A 16894-nucleotide genomic window follows, 5' to 3' on the forward strand; every position below is an offset into this window, starting at 1 on the left:
AAGGAAGAAGGAAGAAGGAAGAAGGAAGAAGGAAGAAGGAAGAAGGAAGAAGGAAGAAGGAAGAAACTATGCCCAATTCCCAATGCCCAATGCCCAATGCCCAATGCCCCATAACTAAGGACTAATAACTACTGGCTGCTTCACCTTTTTCGGTGGCCCAAAATAAGCTTGAAATACCTCTTTGGCGATCGGGGCGGCGGCAACAGAACCATAACCGCCATTTTCCACAACCACGGCGATCGCAATTTCCGGCTTGTCAGCGGGCCCGAAAGCCACATACAAAGAGTGATCCTCCTGTCCGATGACCTCCGAAGTCCCTGTTTTGCCCGCTGTCAGCGGAATCGAACCGTCATTCAATCCCTGTCCCGTACCCTCGGCAACTACCGCGATCAGTCCTTCCTTAACCACCTGAACTGTTGAAGGTTTCATCCCCGTATGTACCCGTTGAGTCTCCGCTGTGCCGGTCATGGAAGTCAAAAGATGAGGCTTCACGCGATAGCCCCCATTCGCGATCGAACTCACCATCACCGCCCCCTCCAAAGGAGTCATCAACACCAACCCCTGCCCGATCGACATCGTTACCGTATCACCCGCATACCAAGGTTCTTTATATATTTTCTCCTTCTCGGCCGGCGTCGGGGCTTGACCGTGATCGCCGCCGCCTAGCCCCAAAAGATTCAAATCCGTCTCCTTGCCAATTCCCAGGCGGTGTCCCCACTTAGAAATTTGCTCCGGCCCGGTACTAATCCCCATTTGATAAAAAAACGTATTGCTGCTGAAAGCCAATGCCTCCCGAAAGCCGATGTCGCCGAAACCGCCGCTGTGTTCGTTAAAATCAATTCCCCCCACAGTAATGTAAGACGAAGTACCCAGAATTGAGTCCGGCGAAAATTTGCCCGACTCCAGGCCCGCGACGGAAGTCACAATTTTAAAGGTACTGCCGGGGGGATAGCCTTGCGTGGCCCGATTCAAAAATGGATTTTCTGGGTTTTGAAGAGTTTCCCACTCATCCTTAGTGATTTTTCGCGTAAACAGATTGGGGTCAAAAGTCGGGTGGCTGGCCATAACTAATACCGCCCCGGTTTTGACATCCAGCGCCACTACTGCTCCCCGGCGGTTCCCCAGGGCTTTTTCGGCTGCTTTTTGCATGGACAAGTCTATGGTTAGCTGCACCGCCTCACCGGGTTTGGGCGGTGTCTCTCCCATCAGCCGCAATTCTTGATTTTGGGCATTTACCTCGATCAGCCGATCGCCCCAAACTCCGGCAATCTTCTGGTTAGAGCTCGCTTCTATGCCCATTTGACCGACAATCATCCCCATCGGATATTCGGGATGAGCTTTCAAGTCTGCTGCGGTAGCTTCGCCGATATATCCGATAACGTGAGCCGCCAAACTGCCTTCGGGATAGTAGCGGTTCGCTTCTGGCCGCACTTCCACTCCCCGCATTTGTCCCACCTCTTCTGCTAGCGGCACAAACACCTCTGGCGGCATTGCTTGCTTGAGCCGCACCGGTCTATAGGATTGAGGATCGACCTCTTTTATTTTTTTTAAAATTTCTTCGACCGGGATTTTAACCAGCGGACTCAACTTTTCTGCTGTCGCTTTCCACTGTTCCGGCGTTTGTTCTTTCGGCCACAAATATACCGATCGAGCTAAATTGTTTGCCGCTAGCAACTTGCCTTTGCGATCGATAATGTGTCCGCGATTCGCCGGCATTGGCACTAGGCGAACCCGATTGTTTTCGGCTCGTTCCCGGTGTTGCTTCCCTTGTATCAGTTGCAATTCCACCAGCCGACTAGCATGCAGGCCCAGCAAACCTGTTGCCACCAGCATGAACACGAGCGCCCGGTGTATCGGACGATCCTGTTTTTTAGGAGTTTCCCCCAGGGTTTTGTCAGAAGAGTGAAATGCTGAGATTGAATAAACTTGTCGTTGCATCATTCTATAGGTAGATGTCAAATCCTAGATTTTAGGTTTCTGATTGTCAATTGTGAAGTATACATCATCAAACCGGGCCCAATCGGGCCTTGACCATTGGGGGAAGCCGAATAATTGATCATTAACTTTTGACTAATCACTAATAACTCATGACTGCTGACTAATCCCCCAAGCACCAAGAAATAGCCAGAAAAATCAAGGCCAGGCTCAGCCAATTAGGGAGGTGCAGCCAGCCAGATAGACCTATAGGTAACAATACCAAGGCCTGTGTCAATAGGGAACCGAGCGCCAACAGCAAGACTAGAAGTATCAAATTTATCATCCTGACACCGTACAATTTCGGATATGAGTCGATCGCCTGTGGCAGAAATCCGAGTGGCACAAGCGAGCGCGATCGTACAGGGATTGTCCTGATAGACATAAGGAAGAGAAGCCAGGAGGTTTTGAACTAATTTAAAAAAAATTATTCTTCCTCCACAGTTTGTATTCTAGGGGGCTGCGATGGGTAAATTCTGAGCTGTGATTTTAAGTTCTGACCGAGGAGTATTGCCATGTTGTTTAATCAGGGAGCCAATTTCAAAAACGGTGCGCTCTTGGGTGCGATCGCCGCGATCGCAGCCCTACCAGTTTTAGCAGAAACAGCCAATTTCGGCACTTTAACTTTATCGCGAGGTTTTGCAGCCCCAACAGCAGTTTTGAGAGGTTCCACAGGCGGATCGTACTCTCTATCTGTCATAGCCAACGCCGATCGCCACAAAAACAAATGTTTGGGTTTTGCCACCCCAACTCCCGACCACATCATAGTCTTGCAGCAAAAATTTTCAAAACTCACACTCCAAATCAACAGCGGAGGCAAGGACACAACCTTACTCGTACAAGGCCCCGGTAATGCGGTGCGCTGCGGAGACGATATAGGTCAGAATAAAGATGCTGGCATAGTTGATTCAAACTGGCAAGCAGGCTCTTACAGGATTTGGGTAGGTACTCTCGAACCCGGAGTCCAGTCTAACTATACAATCTCAGTACAGGAATAGTCAGTAGTCAGTAGTCAGTAGTCAGTAGTCAGTAGTCAGTAGTCAGTAGTCATTGGTTATTTGTTATTGGTTATTTGTGGTCAGTTCCAATGCCCCATGCCCCATGCCCCATGCCCAATTCCCAATGCCCCCTGCCCCATGCCCCATGCCCCATGCCCAATTCCCAATGCCCCATGCCCCAATTTCCCCAATCTCCCACTCTGTTAATCTCCCACTACCCAATCTCCAGATCGACCGCTCACTTCCGCCATCCAGTAAAATGTAAAATCGAAAGTGGCGTGTTTAACCAAAATAGGTAACTCCGAAAGTGCTAAAGACTCTTAGAGCTGACTTCAGTATAATTTTCGATCGCGACCCTGCCGCTCGCAACTGGCTGGAAGTTTTGTTTTGCTATCCCGGTCTTCAGGCCCTAGTGCTGCACCGTTTCGCACACTGGCTTTATGTGTTGGGGCTTCCCTTCATCCCCCGCTTGATTTCCCACCTGGCTCGTTTTTTGACCGGAATTGAAATCCACCCAGGGGCAACCATCGGCAAAAGCGTATTCATCGACCACGGTATGGGGGTTGTGATCGGCGAAACAGCGATAATCGGCGATTTTGCCCTAATTTACCAAGGTGTCACCCTTGGCGGTACTGGCAAGGAAAGTGGCAAACGTCACCCTACCGTCGGCGAAAACGTAGTTTTCGGTGCCGGCGCCAAGGTACTCGGCAATCTGCAAATTGGCAATAACGTCCGCATCGGCGCCGGTTCCGTCGTGCTCCGCGACGTACCATCTGACTGCACAGTGGTAGGGATTCCCGGCCGCATCGTATATCGATCGGGAGTGCGCGTCAATCCCCTAGAACACGGCAGTTTGCCGGATTCGGAAGCTGTGGTAATTCGCTCTTTGCTCGATCGCATCGAGTCCCTCGAACAGCAAGTAAAAAGTTTGCTTCCTCAAGCATCTGTCTCCTTAACTTCTGTTCCCAATTCCCACAATTTCCACTCAGTATCAGAAGCTTTAAACCAAGCCAGCAATGTAGCCTTAGCCGAAAAAACACAGCTAGTTACAACCCCTAGCTGCAAGTTAAAAGATAAAGCAATTCAAGAATTTTTCGACGGCAGCGGCATCTAAAATTTGAATAGGGCATAGGGCATAGGGCATAGGGCATTGGGCATAGGGCATTGGGCATAGGGCATTGGGCATGGGTGAATGTTAACTGTTAAGTGATGACTAATAACTAATGACTACTGACTAATGACTACTGACTAATGACTACTGACTAATGACTACTGACTAATGACTTCTTTTTCAAGGATTAACCGATCGCACAGACCAATTTCCCTCCCCGTCGCGGCGATAAAGCGATCGATTTTGCGGTTCCCCCCGCAACTCCAACAAATCCACCGTTTCCGGTTCCAACAACAGCAAGCAAAAATTAGGCAGCGGCTCGATCACATCTGGGGAAGCAGAATCAAAAGCACTAGCCTCGGCTTTGTCATCCCCCGGATGAGGCCAAGCAAACTGTGATCTAGCCGGCTCAGAAAGCTCCTGCCAAGTTGTGCGGCGCGATGAACACAACTCTGCTTCTGGATAATCTGCCCCTACCAAAACTAGCTTTCCAGCAATCCGAAATTGTTCGCGAGTTTTCGGGAAATACCAGCAAATTTCCCCCCAAGGATAGAGATTAATCTCCTCTGCCTTTTGACTGCGAATATCTGTAATAAACTTTAACTGATTAGTATCTGCTAAAAAGCCTCGAAACACCACAGTGCGGTTGGCCGGTCGCCCGGTAGCCCGAACCGTTGCTAGTTGCAAGTAGCGGGCAAAAGCAAGACTGCGGTTGCGGTGGAGCGCGCGAGCTAAGGGCGATCGCCAAAGTGCTAAAGACATAAAGGAAGGAAGAAGGAAGAAGGAAGAAGGAAGAAGGAAGAAGGAAGAAGGAAGAAGGAAGAAGGAAGAAACAGTTATCCGTGAATTCCCTGTCATGCTATTGGTAATTCTATGTCAAATTCACTCTCAAAACTCAAAACTATTGAAACTCCCCACAGTGGCTACCACTGGGACGGCAGTTCCCGCCGCTTTTTTGAAGGCTGGTACTACCGAATAACATTACCGATTCACGGACAATCCTTTGCATTCATGTATTCCATCGAAGACCCCAGAGGCGGTCAACCTTACAGTGGCGGTGCAGCTCAAATTCTCGGCCCGAAAGATAGCTATTTGTGCCGCACCTTGCCCGATGTAAATAAGTTTTGGGCGCACCGAGAAGGCTTGGCTTTCGGACATTGGGGCAGAACAGATTTACAAATTAAACCCCAATATTTAGATCCGCAAGTATTCGACAGCCGCGTCGAAGAAGGCTATCAAGCTACTGCTACTCTGAATCAAGGTTATTTGCACGATCCAGGAAGCGGCAGCCACTGTTTTTGGCAGTACGAAATTAAACCTATTTATGGCTGGGGAAACTCTGAGGAAATCCAGAAATCTACGGCGGGAATGGTATCTTTTCTACCCATATTTGAACCGGGATGGCAAATTTTAATGGCTCACGGTTTAGCCACGGGCTGGATCGATTGGAATGACGAACGCTACGAATTTAAAGATGCTCCTGCTTATAGCGAAAAAAACTGGGGCGGTGCTTTTCCGCAAAAGTGGTTTTGGGTTAATTGCAATTGTTTTCAAGGCGAAAGCGATTTAGCTTTAACTGCTGGCGGCGGCAAGCGGGGCGTGCTGTGGTGGATGGAATCGGTAGCAATGATTGGTCTGCATTACCGAGGCAAATTTTACGAATTTGTGCCTTGGAATTCCCAAGTTAGTTGGACTATTGAACCTTGGGGAAGCTGGAAAATGCAGGCGAGAAACAGTCAGTTTGAAGTTGAGTTAATTGGCACTACAAACAGTCCTGGTACTTATCTGCGAGCTCCTACAGAAAAAGGGATGGCTTTTTGCTGCCGGGATACGACGCACGGCGAATTGCGCTTGCAACTGCGAGAGTTGTTGGGGGGAAATGTGGAAAAAAATGGCAAGCAGCGTTCTAGAATTATCTTAGAGGCTCAAAGTTCTTTATCGGGTTTGGAAGTTGGGGGCGGGCCTTGGGATGAAGTTTGGCGATCGAATTAAGTCATTAGTCATTAGTCAGTAGTCATTAGTCATTAGTCAGTTGTCAGTAGTCAGTAGTCAGTAGTCAGTTGTCAGTTAATAGTTAACAGTGGTCAGAACAGCCATGATCAATTTACTCGGTTTGCAATTAGGTAAATTCTACCGCAGCCAGGGGTTACAAAAAACTTTCAAGGTTATTTTGGGACTAATTTTATGTTTGATCACAATCTTGATGCCGGCGGCAATTGCTAGTGCTGTCGGTGATTTGTCTCGCCAACCAGTCACCGAAATTACTGTTAGTTTAGGTAACGAAGCTGGGGAACTCAAATTCTTTCCCAATTTGCTAGAATTTGAATCGGGCAAGCGCTATAAATTAGTTCTAAAAAATCCCAGTTCGCAGAAACATTATTTTACTGCTAAAAACTTTGCTGATGCGAGTTGGACTCAAAAAGTTGAAGCTGGGAAAGTGGAAATTAAAGGAGCCATTCACGAATTAGAACTTAAACCGGGCGCTATGGCAGAATGGGTGTTTGTGCCGATGAAATCAGGAACCTACAACCTGCGCTGTACGGTAGTCGGACATACGGAAGCGGGGATGATTGGCAAAATTACGATCGCCTCTTAAATCCCAATCTCCGTTCAATTTCAGATTAATTACCGAAAATCGATCGAACTTTCGGCCCTCTAGACACTTTTTAAGTAGACTCTAGCGGAGCCATTGTCAGTCCAGCACGGCTCAATTGCATATGATAAAGTTCTGCTTGCTCTTGCGGGCCAACCCAGACGGTGGCCTGGCCTTCATGGTGGATTTGGTTGGCGAGTTTCCAAGCTTGATCGCTCGTCATCCCTGGAATGTATTTCGTCAAACATTCCACAACGTGCTGAAATGTGTTGAAATCGTCGTTGAGGACTATTACCCGATAGTTGGGATAAGGTTTGCGGGTAACTTGACTCGATCGAACGGGTGATATGGTTGGTGAAGAGGTCATCGCGCGAACAGCCACTGAAACTACAAGATTTGTAAAATAGTTACCTCTAACATCATAACACAATTTCACAATTTTTCAACCCCTACTTGGTATTTTGATCCGCTTCGGGGTTTATTTTCACCACCGGGCCCTGCGTTAGATTTCTCCAGAAATTGTGGGGAGTAGGGGTTAGGCCTCCTACCCCCCATTGACTGGCTTTTGAGGAGAAATCTCTTGCACCGCGCCGATTAAACTACAGTTAACACTCGATCGACCTCAGAAGTGTCGCCGCTGTGAGAGTACGCTTGCACCAGAAGTTGCTTTAAATCTTCAATCAGCGGATAGCGGGGGTTCGCTCCGGTACACTGATCGTCAAAAGCGCGATCGGCCATTTCCTCAACGCGAGCAAAAAAGAAATCATCACTCATTCCCTGACTGGCGATCGCCTCCTGAATCGTGCTAGGAAGCTCTACCTCACGCTTGAGAGCTTCCACCGCTTCGATCAACTTCTCAACTTTCTCATCTTCTGTATCGCCGCCCAAATTCAGATAGTCCGCAATTCGAGCATAACGCCACTTGCTGTTAGGATACTTGTTTTGAGAAAAAATCGCTTGCTTGAACGGAACATCCGTTGCATTGTAGCGAATTACATGGGAAATCATCAGCGCATTCGCTAAACCGTGAGGGACGTGGCAAGTTGCACCTAATTGGTGAGCTACTGAGTGACAAACCCCCAGAAAAGAGTTGGCAAATGCCATCCCGGCCATCGTAGCAGCATAATGTACTTTCTCCCGCGCTTTCGGATCGTTAGCACCATTTTTGTAAGCGCTGGGCAGGTATTTAAACAGCAAACGAATCGATTCTAAAGCCAAACCATTTGTATACTCAGAAGCCAACACAGAAACATAAGCTTCTAAAGCGTGGGTTAGCGCATCAATGCCACCGTAAGCAGTCAGTTTTCGAGGCATATTCAGCGTAAGTTCTGGATCGACGATCGCCATATTCGGAGTCAGAGCATAATCTGCAAGCGGATACTTAATCCCTGATCGTTCATCCGTAACAACCGCAAAAGGCGTGACTTCCGAACCCGTTCCCGAAGTAGTTGGAATTGCCACCATAGTTGCCTTTGAACCCAAAGGCGGCAGTTCGTATACCCGCTTGCGGATATCCATAAACCGCATCGCCAATCCTTCAAACTCAATTTCTGGATGCTCATACATCAGCCACATTACTTTAGCAGCATCCATCGGCGAGCCACCACCAAAGGCAATAATCGCATCTGGATGGAAACTATTGCAGATTTCCAAACCTTTGCGAACAGTAGCAAGCGAAGGATCGGGTTCCACATCGTAAAATGTGTAGTGATCGATGCCGATTTCTTCCAAACTATCTGTGACTTCCTTAGTCAATCCCAATTCAAACAAAGGTTTATCCGTCACGATCAAAGCACGTTTCTTACCTGCAAGATCCCTCAAAGCTACAGGAAGACAACCCGACTTAAAATAAATCTTGGGAGGAATGCGGAACCAGAGCATATTCTCGCGCCGTTCTGCTACGGTTTTGATATTCAGCAGGTGATGGGGTGTCACGTTGACAGAAATCGAATTATCGCCCCAGCTACCGCAACCGAGGGTAAGGGAGGGATCGAGGCGGAAATTGTACAAATCGCCGATCGCACCTTGAGAAGAAGGCGTATTAATCAGCACCCGCGAAGTCTCTAGTTTGCTTTCAAAATAACGAATGTGCTTCTGATTGTGCGGAGCGGTGTAGAGTACAGAAGTATGTCCGTGTCCGCCAAAAATTATCAGCGCTTCAGCTTTGTCTACTGCTTCAGTAAAGTCCTTGGCGCGATACATGGCGAGAATCGGCGAAAGTTTTTCACAAGCAAAGGGTTCTTCTTTACCTACCGCCTCCACTTCTCCAATCAAAACCCTGATGTTTGACGGCACTGTAAAACCAGCAATCTGCGCCACCTTTTGCACCGATTGTCCGACAATTTCGGCATTCAATCGACCATCAATTAAGATTACCTGCCGCACTTTGTCCCGTTCTTCAGCATTCAGGAAATAAGCACCGCGCTTAATGAATTCCAGTTGCACTGCATCGTACACCTCATCCACAACAACCACCGATTGTTCCGAAGCACAAATCGTGCCGTTGTCGAAAGTTTTGCTCAGCAAAATTGAGCTGACAGCCATTTGGATGTGGGCGGTTTCATCGATGATGGCGGGAGTATTTCCTGCGCCGACACCGAGGGAGGGATGCCCTGAAGAGTAGGCCGCTTTTACCATTCCCGGCCCGCCAGTTGCCAAAATTAGTTTGATATCGGGGTGCTGCATCAAAGCTTGGGAAAGTGGCACAGTTGGCTCATCAATCCACCCAATAATATCCGGTGGTGCTCCTGCTGCTACAGCCGCATCGAGGATGATTTTTGCCGCTGCAGCCGTGCAGGATTTGGCGCGGGGGTGGGGCGAAAATATAATGCCATTTCTCGTCTTGAGCACGATTAAAGACTTAAAGATGGTGGTGGAAGTCGGGTTAGTTACAGGAACGATTCCCGCCAGCACTCCCACGGGTTCGGCAATGCGTTCGTAGCCAAAATGCCGATCGGACTCGATGATACCGCAAGTCTTGTCGTTTTTGTATTTGTTGTAAATCATTTCCGAGGCAAAATGATTTTTGATTGCCTTATCTTCGATGACTCCCATTCCCGATTCTTTGACTGCTGCCTTGGCTAAGGGAATGCGGGCGGCATTAGCGGCTAAAGCTGCTTGCTTGAATATGCGATCGACTTGTTCTTGAGTGTATGTGGCAAATTCAGCTTGGGCTGCTTTCACTTTTTGAATTAGGACTTCTAATTCTTCTAAATTGGTAACTTTCATGTTGTTTTTACTGATGTTTATTTCGGGAAAATTATTGCCTCAATCTTTGATTGGTAGGGAACCTGCTGATGAACGCAGATCATTTCAAGATTGTGGGTGACTTTTGAACGCGGTCTTTTAATTATTATATACCGCTAGCTCCGAGCGCATTTAGCCCGCGACTGCGAAAAATATCAACAGTTTGTTGCACGAGTTCCGGTGAAGCGGGAGGTGTATCCTTGAGTTCGTAATCAAATTTTAATTGTTCCCATTTGTATTCTCCCATTTTATGAAATGGTAATACTTCTACTTTTTCCACATTGTTCAGATTGGCAATAAACTCCGCTAATTTTTCTACGTTTTGGATGTCATCTGTGAGGTGAGGAACGAGAACAAATCGAATCCACGTCGGTTTGCCAATTTCGCTGAGATATTTGGCCATTGCTAAAGTAGGCTCGATCGAAACGTTGGTGACTTTGTAATACAGTTCGGGAATGTAGGATTTAATGTCCAATAAAACCAGATCGGCCATTTCTAGCACCGGTTTAGCAACTTCTAAAACACAGAACCCTGATGTGTCCAGCGCTGTATGCAAGCCCATTTGATGACAGCGGGTAAAGATTTCTCTGACAAAATCCGGCTGCATCAATGGTTCGCCACCGCTGACTGTAACGCCTCCTTTCCGCAGGTAGGATTTACATTTTGTAATTTGATCGATTAAATAATCGACTGTTACTTCTTTACCATCGTGGGAATTGCGACAGTCGGGATTGTGACAGTAAAGACAGCGTAACGGACAGCCTTGGGTGAAGACGATAAACCGGATTCCGGGGCCGTCTACGGTACCAAATGTTTCGATTGAATGAATGCGACCAATTCCAGACATTTAATTTGCTGTTTGTTGGTAAGGATTTTGAGAGTAGGGATGATATCATTTCCGGTTACACCGGAATGATGTTGACGGTTGACGGTTGACTGTTGACGGTTGACTGTTGACGGTTGACTGTTGACGGTTGACGGTTGACTGTTGACTGTTGACTGTTGACTGTTGACTGTTGACTGTTGACTGTTGACTGTTGACTGTTGACGGTTGACTGTTGACTGTGAACTCGAATTTACTATTCCGATGCTAACGGATTTGATATGAGGGGGAGGGCGGGCTTAACAATAGCCTGAAAAGTTTCGGATCTCTTGTTTATAGCCGAGGCTCGCTCCCCCTGGCCAAGGGCGGGCACGGGGGCACCGCCCCTACGAAGGGGGATTTTCCGACTTTCCGGTTCTCCCTTTCTTAAGGCTAGGGGGGATTGAGCTTAATTGTTTAACAGCTTCTTCAGTCCCCCTCTGTTCGGATGAAAGTTTGACTCTTGAGCGGTTGAAACCGCCGAGTTTTTTCTGCTGGGATTTAGACGCGCTCGTGGAAAGTCCGTTTAATCACATCTAATTGCTGTTCGCGGGTAAGTTTGATGAAATTAACCGCATAACCGGAGACGCGAATTGTTAGCTGGGGATAGTTTTCTGGATGTTCCATCGCATCTAGTAATGTTTGCCGATCGAGCGCGTTAACATTGATGTGATGGCCGCCATCGTGGAAGTAACCGTCTAACAGACCAACTAGGTTATTAGTCCGATCGCTCTCCATTCTGCCCAAGGCCTGCGGTACAATCGAAAAAGTATTCGATATGCCATCTTGACAATCACTGTAAGGCAGTTTTGCTACAGAAGATAAGGATGCGATCGCCCCACAGGAATCTCGGCCGTGCATCGGGTTAGCACCGGGAGCAAAGGGTTCGCCTGCTTTACGTCCGTCGGGGGTGCTACCAGTTTTTTTGCCGTACACTACGTTAGAGGTAATCGTTAGTACCGATTGAGTCGCTACAGCCCCACGGTAGGTTTTGTGCTGGCGAATTTCGTTCATGAAGCTTTGCACAAGTTCGATGGCTAGACTGTCTACGCGATCGTCATTATTGCCATATTTGGGATATTCTCCTTCGATCGAGTAATCCACTGCCAAACCTTGCTCGTTGCGACTCACCTTAACTTTAGCGTGTTTAATCGCCGATAGGGAGTCCGCCACCACAGACAATCCGGCAATTCCGCAGGCCATTGTCCGGTAAACATCGCGATCGTGCAATGCCATTTCCAGGCGTTCGTAGCAGTATTTGTCGTGCATATAGTGAATGACATTCAGCGTATTGATATACGTTTTTGCCAACCACGCCATCATTTCTTGGAACCGGGCTCTTACCTCGTCATAATCGAGATATTCGGTAGTAATCGGTGGGAACTGCGGCGCGATTTGGTCGCCGGACTTCTCATCTTTACCGCCGTTAATCGCATAGAGCAAAGTCTTAGCCAAGTTAACTCGCGCGCCGAAAAACTGCATTTGCTTGCCAATTCGCATGGCAGAAACACAACAGGCGATCGCGTAATCATCGCCGTATTGAGGACGCATCAAGTCGTCGTTTTCGTACTGAATCGAACTCGTATCGCTGGATACCTTGGCACAGAATTCTTTGAAGTTTTCCGGCAAGTTTTCCGACCACAAAACGGTGAGGTTGGGTTCTGGTGCAGTACCGAGGTTTGACAGGGTGTGCAAGAATCGGAAACTGTTACGAGTTACCAATGTTCTACCGTCAGTGCTTATACCGCCGATCGCCTCTGTTACCCAAGTTGGATCGCCAGAAAACAGAGCGTTATAGTCGGGAGTCCGCAAAAACCGCACCATGCGGAGTTTCATTACAAAATGGTCGATCAGTTCTTGCAATTCCACTTCGGAACTCGCGCCACTTTGTAAATCGCGCTCGAAATAAATGTCTAAAAACGTCGATACGCGCCCCAGAGACATCGCTGCCCCGTTTTGTTCTTTCACTGCTCCCAAGTAGCCAAAATACACCCACTGGACAGCTTCTCGTGCGTTTGCCGCCGGACGGCTAATATCAAAGCCGTAGCTAGCAGCCATTTCTTTTAACTCAAACAAGGCCCGAATTTGCTCGGATAACTCTTCGCGCAAACGAATTGTTGCCTCGTCCATCGCGTCTAGTTCGAGTGATTCTTGCTGGGTTTTTTTATCATCAATTAGGCGATCGACCCCGTACAAAGCAACGCGCCGATAGTCACCGATGATCCGCCCGCGTCCATAGGCATCTGGCAAACCTGTGATGATACCAGAACGTCTCGCCAGACGCATCGAGCGCGTGTAAACATCGAATACACCATCGTTATGAGTTTTGCGATATTTCGTAAATATTTCTTCTGTTTGCTCATCTAGCTGATAGCCGTAAGCTTCTAAACCTGCCTTGACCACGCGAATTCCGCCAAAGGGCATAATCGCGCGTTTCAAAGGTTTATCTGTTTGCAAACCTACTATTTGTTCTAAGTCGCGATCGATGTATCCTGCTGCATGAGCCGTGATAGATGTGGGAACTTTTGTATCAACATCCAATACACTTTTTTCGCGCTCTTGCTTCATTAATTCCAGAACTTTTTGCCAAAGCTGCTGGGTTTTTTCGGTTGGTGCTCTGAGAAATTCTGCATTCCCTTCGTAGGGGGTGTAATTCTTTTGGATGAAGTCTCTGACGTTGACTTCGTTTGTCCAGTTGCCTTCAGTAAAGCCGTGCCATTCTGCAAACATAGCTTGCTTTCCCCTCAATTTTTTGTTAGCGATCGATCTTTTCTTCTTCGACCACTACATCTAGTATATATTTAATTTCACTATTTTAAATCCTCAGTTCGCTATTTGTTACAAAAGTTGACTTGCTAATTCCGTGGGAAGAATTAAGATAGATAGTAGGCAGAGCATCCTCTTGAATTATTGTTGAGGAAGCTCTGACAAACTTGGCTCCCCAACTAACACTTGGACAACGGAAAGGTTGTTTAAGGGCGGGTAGGTCGGCAACGGGCAATGAGATTTTTGGGTCACGAACCGCGAACACGAGAGAAAGATGAAGAAAAAGCCGAAAAAGAGTTCGGATTTGATTCGGTGATTGTTATCGAAAGCAGAGCAATATTAATTGCTGATTAATTGAAGTAGGGTACTATGCAGATAAATTCAATGAATCAAAGCACTGCGAGCGATCGGGCTCACGATATTTGGAAAGAACAGCGTCATCCGCTCGATCGGATTTTTCGGCCTCGCTCCGTGGCTGTAATCGGCGCAACAGAGAGAGAAGGAAGCGTCGGACGAACTCTCCTGTGGAACTTGATTCGGAATCCGTTTGGCGGAACAGTTTTTCCAGTGAATCCGCAGCGCCACAGCGTCTTGGGACTCAAGTCTTATCCTGACATTGCTAGCGTCCCGGAAGTAGTGGATCTGGCGGTGATTGCTACGCCTGCTGCTGGGGTGCCGCAAGTGATCCGCGAATGTATCGCTGCTGGGGTGAAAGGGGCAATTATTGTTTCTGCTGGCTTTAAAGAGATTGGTGCGGCTGGGGAGGCTTTAGAACAGCAAGTTCTCGCCCAAGCGCGTCTGGGCGGAATGCGGATTATCGGCCCAAATTGCCTCGGTGTGATGAATCCTGTGGTTGGCCTCAATGCTACTTTTGCAGGTACGATCGCCCGTCCGGGTAATGTCGCCTTCATCAGTCAAAGCGGCGCCCTCTGTACTTCGATTCTCGACTGGAGTTTGGGGGAAAATGTCGGTTTTAGCGCCTTTGTATCGATCGGCTCTATGCTCGATGTCGGTTGGGGCGATCTGATCGAGTATTTCGGGGACGATCCCCATACCCACAGTATCGTTTTGTACATGGAATCTATGGGTGATGCTCGTTCGTTTCTGTCCGCCGCCCGCCCAGTGGCGATCGACAAACCGATCATCATTCTCAAGGTAGGACGTACCGCCGCCGCCGCCCAAGCCGCCGCTTCCCATACGGGGGCTTTGACCGGTAGCGATGACGTGCTTAACGCTGCTTTCCGCCGCTGTGGCGCGTTGCGGGTACATACGATTTCCGATTTGTTCGACATGGCAGAAATTCTGGCCAAGCAACCGCGACCGCAGGGCAACCGCCTATCGATCGTCACCAATGCAGGAGGCCCAGGGGCGATCGCCACTGATGCCTTAATTAGCGACGGCGGTGCGCTGGCAAATCTGTCACCGGAGACGGTGCAGAAGCTTGATGAGTTTTTGCCCCCTCAGTGGAGTCATCACAACCCGATCGATATTTTGGGCGATGCTAGTAGCGATCTTTACGCCAAAACTCTAGAAGTTGTCGCTCCCGATCCCAATAGTGACGGATTGCTGGTCATCCTGACGCCACAAGCGATGACAAATCCCACCCAAACCGCAGAAAAACTCAAGTCTTACAGCAAACTCGGAAAGCCCTTATTAGCAAGCTGGATGGGCGGTGTGGAAGTGTCAGCGGGAACGCAAATTCTCAATCAGGCAAATATTCCGACTTTCCCTTATCCCGATACCGCCGTCAGGTTATTCAACTATATGTGGCGGTACACATACAACCTGCGCGCTATCTACGAAACGCCATCTCTCCCCGCTGATTGCGAAATCGAGACTTCCGGGTGTGCGACTGCTGCGAAGATTTTGACTGCCGCGGGCCAAAATAATCGCACTCTATTAACCGAGTACGAATCAAAACAGTTGCTGGCAGCTTACGGCATTCCCACCGTAGCGACAGAAATTGCAGCAAGTGCGGCCGAAGCTGTGGAAATTGCCGAGATCCTCGGTTATCCAGTGGTGCTAAAACTCCATTCTGAGACGATTACTCACAAAACCGATGTGGGGGGTGTAAAACTAAATTTAGGCGATGCTAACGCTGTAATTAGTGCCTTTGAGGCGATCGCCCAGCGGGTACGGGCGATCGATCCTGCAGCGTTTCTTGGCGTAACCGTGCAGCCGATGGTGCATTTGGAAGGCTATGAACTAATTTTGGGTAGCAGTATTGACCCACAATTTGGGCCGGTGATGCTGTTTGGTTCCGGCGGACAATTAGTGGAAGTCTTTCAAGATCGATCGCTCGCCCTTCCGCCTTTAAATACCACCCTAGCGCGGCGGATGATGGAGCAAACTCGCATCTATAAAGCTTTGCAAGGAGTGCGCGGTCGATCGGCAATTGACCTGGTACAACTCGAACAGTTATTAGTTCGTTTCAGTCAACTGATTGTAGAGCAACCTCAAATTTCCGAGATTGATATTAATCCGCTGTTGGTTTCTCCTGAAGGTGCGATCGCTCTTGATGCCCGCGTTGTTCTCCAGACAACAGAAAACCGCATTTCACCCGCGATTCGCCCCTATCCTACGCAATACGTTCAAACATGGTCAACGGACGGCGATCGTCCCCTCACCATCCGTCCCATTCGCCCAGAAGATGAGCCGCTGATGGTGCTCTTCCACAAAGAACTTTCGGAAGAGAGCGTGTATTTGCGCTACGCTCACATGGTAAAGTTAAAGCACCGCATCGCTCACGAACGTTTGACCCGGATTTGTTTTATTGACTACGATCGGGAAATGGTGTTAGTAGCCGATCGTCAAGACCCGGAAACCTCAGAACACCGGGTTTTGGGAGTAGCGCGTCTGAGCAAACTCCACGGCACAAACCAAGCCGAATTTGCGCTGATCGTTAGCGATAGCTATCAGAAGCGCGGTTTGGGAACAGAATTATTGAGGCGGATGCTGCAAATTGGTCAGGAAGAGAAATTAGAGGCGATCGTTGGCTACATTCTCAATAGCAACTACCAGATGCAGAGCCTCTGTAAAAAACTAGGATTTGAACTCCAACCAGACCGAGGCGAAGGAATGTTGAAAGCTGTTTTTGTCTGCTAATAGCAAGTTTGGTTAAATATAGCCTTTCTCAGTAACATGAGGTGATCACGCGGGCATAGGGCATAGGGCATAGGGCATAGGGCATAGGGCATAGGGCATAGGGCATAGGATTCGCCCCCATACCTCACCACGCTTGAGAACCGCTATAATATCAATTCCGGCGTGCGATTCGTTTAACCTAAATGGGTAGGCTCTCCTATCCAGGGACGGTTAGCCTAACTCTCAACGGAGTTAGTGAT

13 protein-coding genes are annotated in these 16894 nt (G+C 48.4%); 6 read left to right on the forward strand and 7 right to left on the reverse strand.

The window, feature by feature from the left end; all coding sequences use genetic code 11:
- Window positions 1-114: 114 nt before the first annotated feature.
- Window positions 115-1941, reverse strand: a complete 1827-nt coding sequence (gene mrdA / locus QUB04_RS31230) for a penicillin-binding protein 2 (RefSeq protein ID WP_333290566.1) — start codon at window positions 1939-1941, stop codon at window positions 115-117.
- A 548-nt stretch (window positions 1942-2489) separates the two neighbouring features.
- On the opposite strand from mrdA, the gene QUB04_RS31235 reads away from it, so the two are divergent.
- Window positions 2490-2972: a hypothetical protein gene (locus tag QUB04_RS31235; protein WP_333290555.1), complete on the forward strand. Its 483-nt coding sequence runs from the start codon at window positions 2490-2492 to the stop codon at window positions 2970-2972.
- A gap of 70 nt (window positions 2973-3042) precedes the next feature.
- Here the strand turns inward: QUB04_RS31235 and QUB04_RS31240 are convergent, their stop codons facing one another.
- Window positions 3043-3171 (reverse strand): hypothetical protein, encoded by a 129-nt coding sequence (locus QUB04_RS31240; RefSeq protein WP_333290556.1) that lies wholly within the window; start codon window positions 3169-3171, stop codon window positions 3043-3045.
- A gap of 108 nt (window positions 3172-3279) precedes the next feature.
- On the opposite strand from QUB04_RS31240, the gene cysE reads away from it, so the two are divergent.
- Window positions 3280-4086 carry a serine O-acetyltransferase gene (gene cysE / locus QUB04_RS31245; RefSeq protein WP_333290557.1) on the forward strand — a complete coding sequence of 269 codons (807 nt, stop codon included), beginning with the start codon at window positions 3280-3282 and terminating at the stop codon, window positions 4084-4086.
- A 177-nt stretch (window positions 4087-4263) separates the two neighbouring features.
- On the opposite strand, the gene QUB04_RS31250 is transcribed toward cysE, so the two are convergent.
- Window positions 4264-4845: an Npun_F5749 family FMN-dependent PPOX-type flavoprotein gene (locus QUB04_RS31250; RefSeq protein ID WP_333290558.1), complete on the reverse strand. Its 582-nt coding sequence runs from the start codon at window positions 4843-4845 to the stop codon at window positions 4264-4266.
- On the opposite strand from QUB04_RS31250, the gene QUB04_RS31255 reads away from it, so the two are divergent.
- From QUB04_RS31255 to QUB04_RS31265, 3 genes are all read left to right on the forward strand, one after another.
- Entirely contained in the window at window positions 4796-5062 is a 267-nt protein-coding gene (locus QUB04_RS31255; RefSeq protein ID WP_333290559.1) for a hypothetical protein, read from the forward strand. The genes QUB04_RS31250 and QUB04_RS31255 overlap by 50 nt on opposite strands.
- Entirely contained in the window at window positions 4957-6075 is a 1119-nt protein-coding gene (locus tag QUB04_RS31260) for a tocopherol cyclase family protein (RefSeq protein ID WP_333290560.1), read from the forward strand. The genes QUB04_RS31255 and QUB04_RS31260 overlap by 106 nt, the downstream gene beginning before the upstream one ends.
- Window positions 6076-6178: 103 nt before the next feature.
- Window positions 6179-6679: a plastocyanin/azurin family copper-binding protein gene (locus QUB04_RS31265; RefSeq protein WP_333290561.1), complete on the forward strand. Its 501-nt coding sequence runs from the start codon at window positions 6179-6181 to the stop codon at window positions 6677-6679.
- Window positions 6680-6749: 70 nt separating this feature from the next.
- On the opposite strand, the gene clpS is transcribed toward QUB04_RS31265, so the two are convergent.
- From clpS to pflB, 4 genes are all read right to left on the reverse strand, one after another.
- Complete coding sequence (gene clpS, locus QUB04_RS31270; RefSeq protein WP_333290567.1) at window positions 6750-7043, reverse strand: ATP-dependent Clp protease adapter ClpS; 294 nt, start codon at window positions 7041-7043, stop codon at window positions 6750-6752.
- A gap of 227 nt (window positions 7044-7270) precedes the next feature.
- On the reverse strand, window positions 7271-9904 hold the full coding sequence (gene adhE / locus QUB04_RS31275) for a bifunctional acetaldehyde-CoA/alcohol dehydrogenase (RefSeq protein ID WP_333290562.1): 2634 nt from the start codon (window positions 9902-9904) through the stop codon (window positions 7271-7273).
- Between the two features lie 124 nt (window positions 9905-10028).
- Window positions 10029-10769, reverse strand: a complete 741-nt coding sequence (gene pflA, locus QUB04_RS31280; RefSeq protein ID WP_333290563.1) for a pyruvate formate-lyase-activating protein — start codon at window positions 10767-10769, stop codon at window positions 10029-10031.
- 516 nt (window positions 10770-11285) lie between these two features.
- Window positions 11286-13514 (reverse strand): formate C-acetyltransferase, encoded by a 2229-nt coding sequence (pflB, locus tag QUB04_RS31285; RefSeq protein ID WP_333290564.1) that lies wholly within the window; start codon window positions 13512-13514, stop codon window positions 11286-11288.
- Window positions 13515-13934: 420 nt separating this feature from the next.
- Here pflB and QUB04_RS31290 point away from each other — a divergent pair, with 420 nt between their 5' ends.
- Window positions 13935-16655: a bifunctional acetate--CoA ligase family protein/GNAT family N-acetyltransferase gene (locus QUB04_RS31290; protein ID WP_333290565.1), complete on the forward strand. Its 2721-nt coding sequence runs from the start codon at window positions 13935-13937 to the stop codon at window positions 16653-16655.
- The last annotated feature ends 239 nt before the right edge of the window (window positions 16656-16894 follow it).

Origin of the sequence: Microcoleus sp. D2_18a_B4, from assembly GCF_036702475.1 — a bacterium.
In the GTDB taxonomy this organism is placed as follows: Bacteria; Cyanobacteriota; Cyanobacteriia; order Cyanobacteriales; family Microcoleaceae; genus Microcoleus.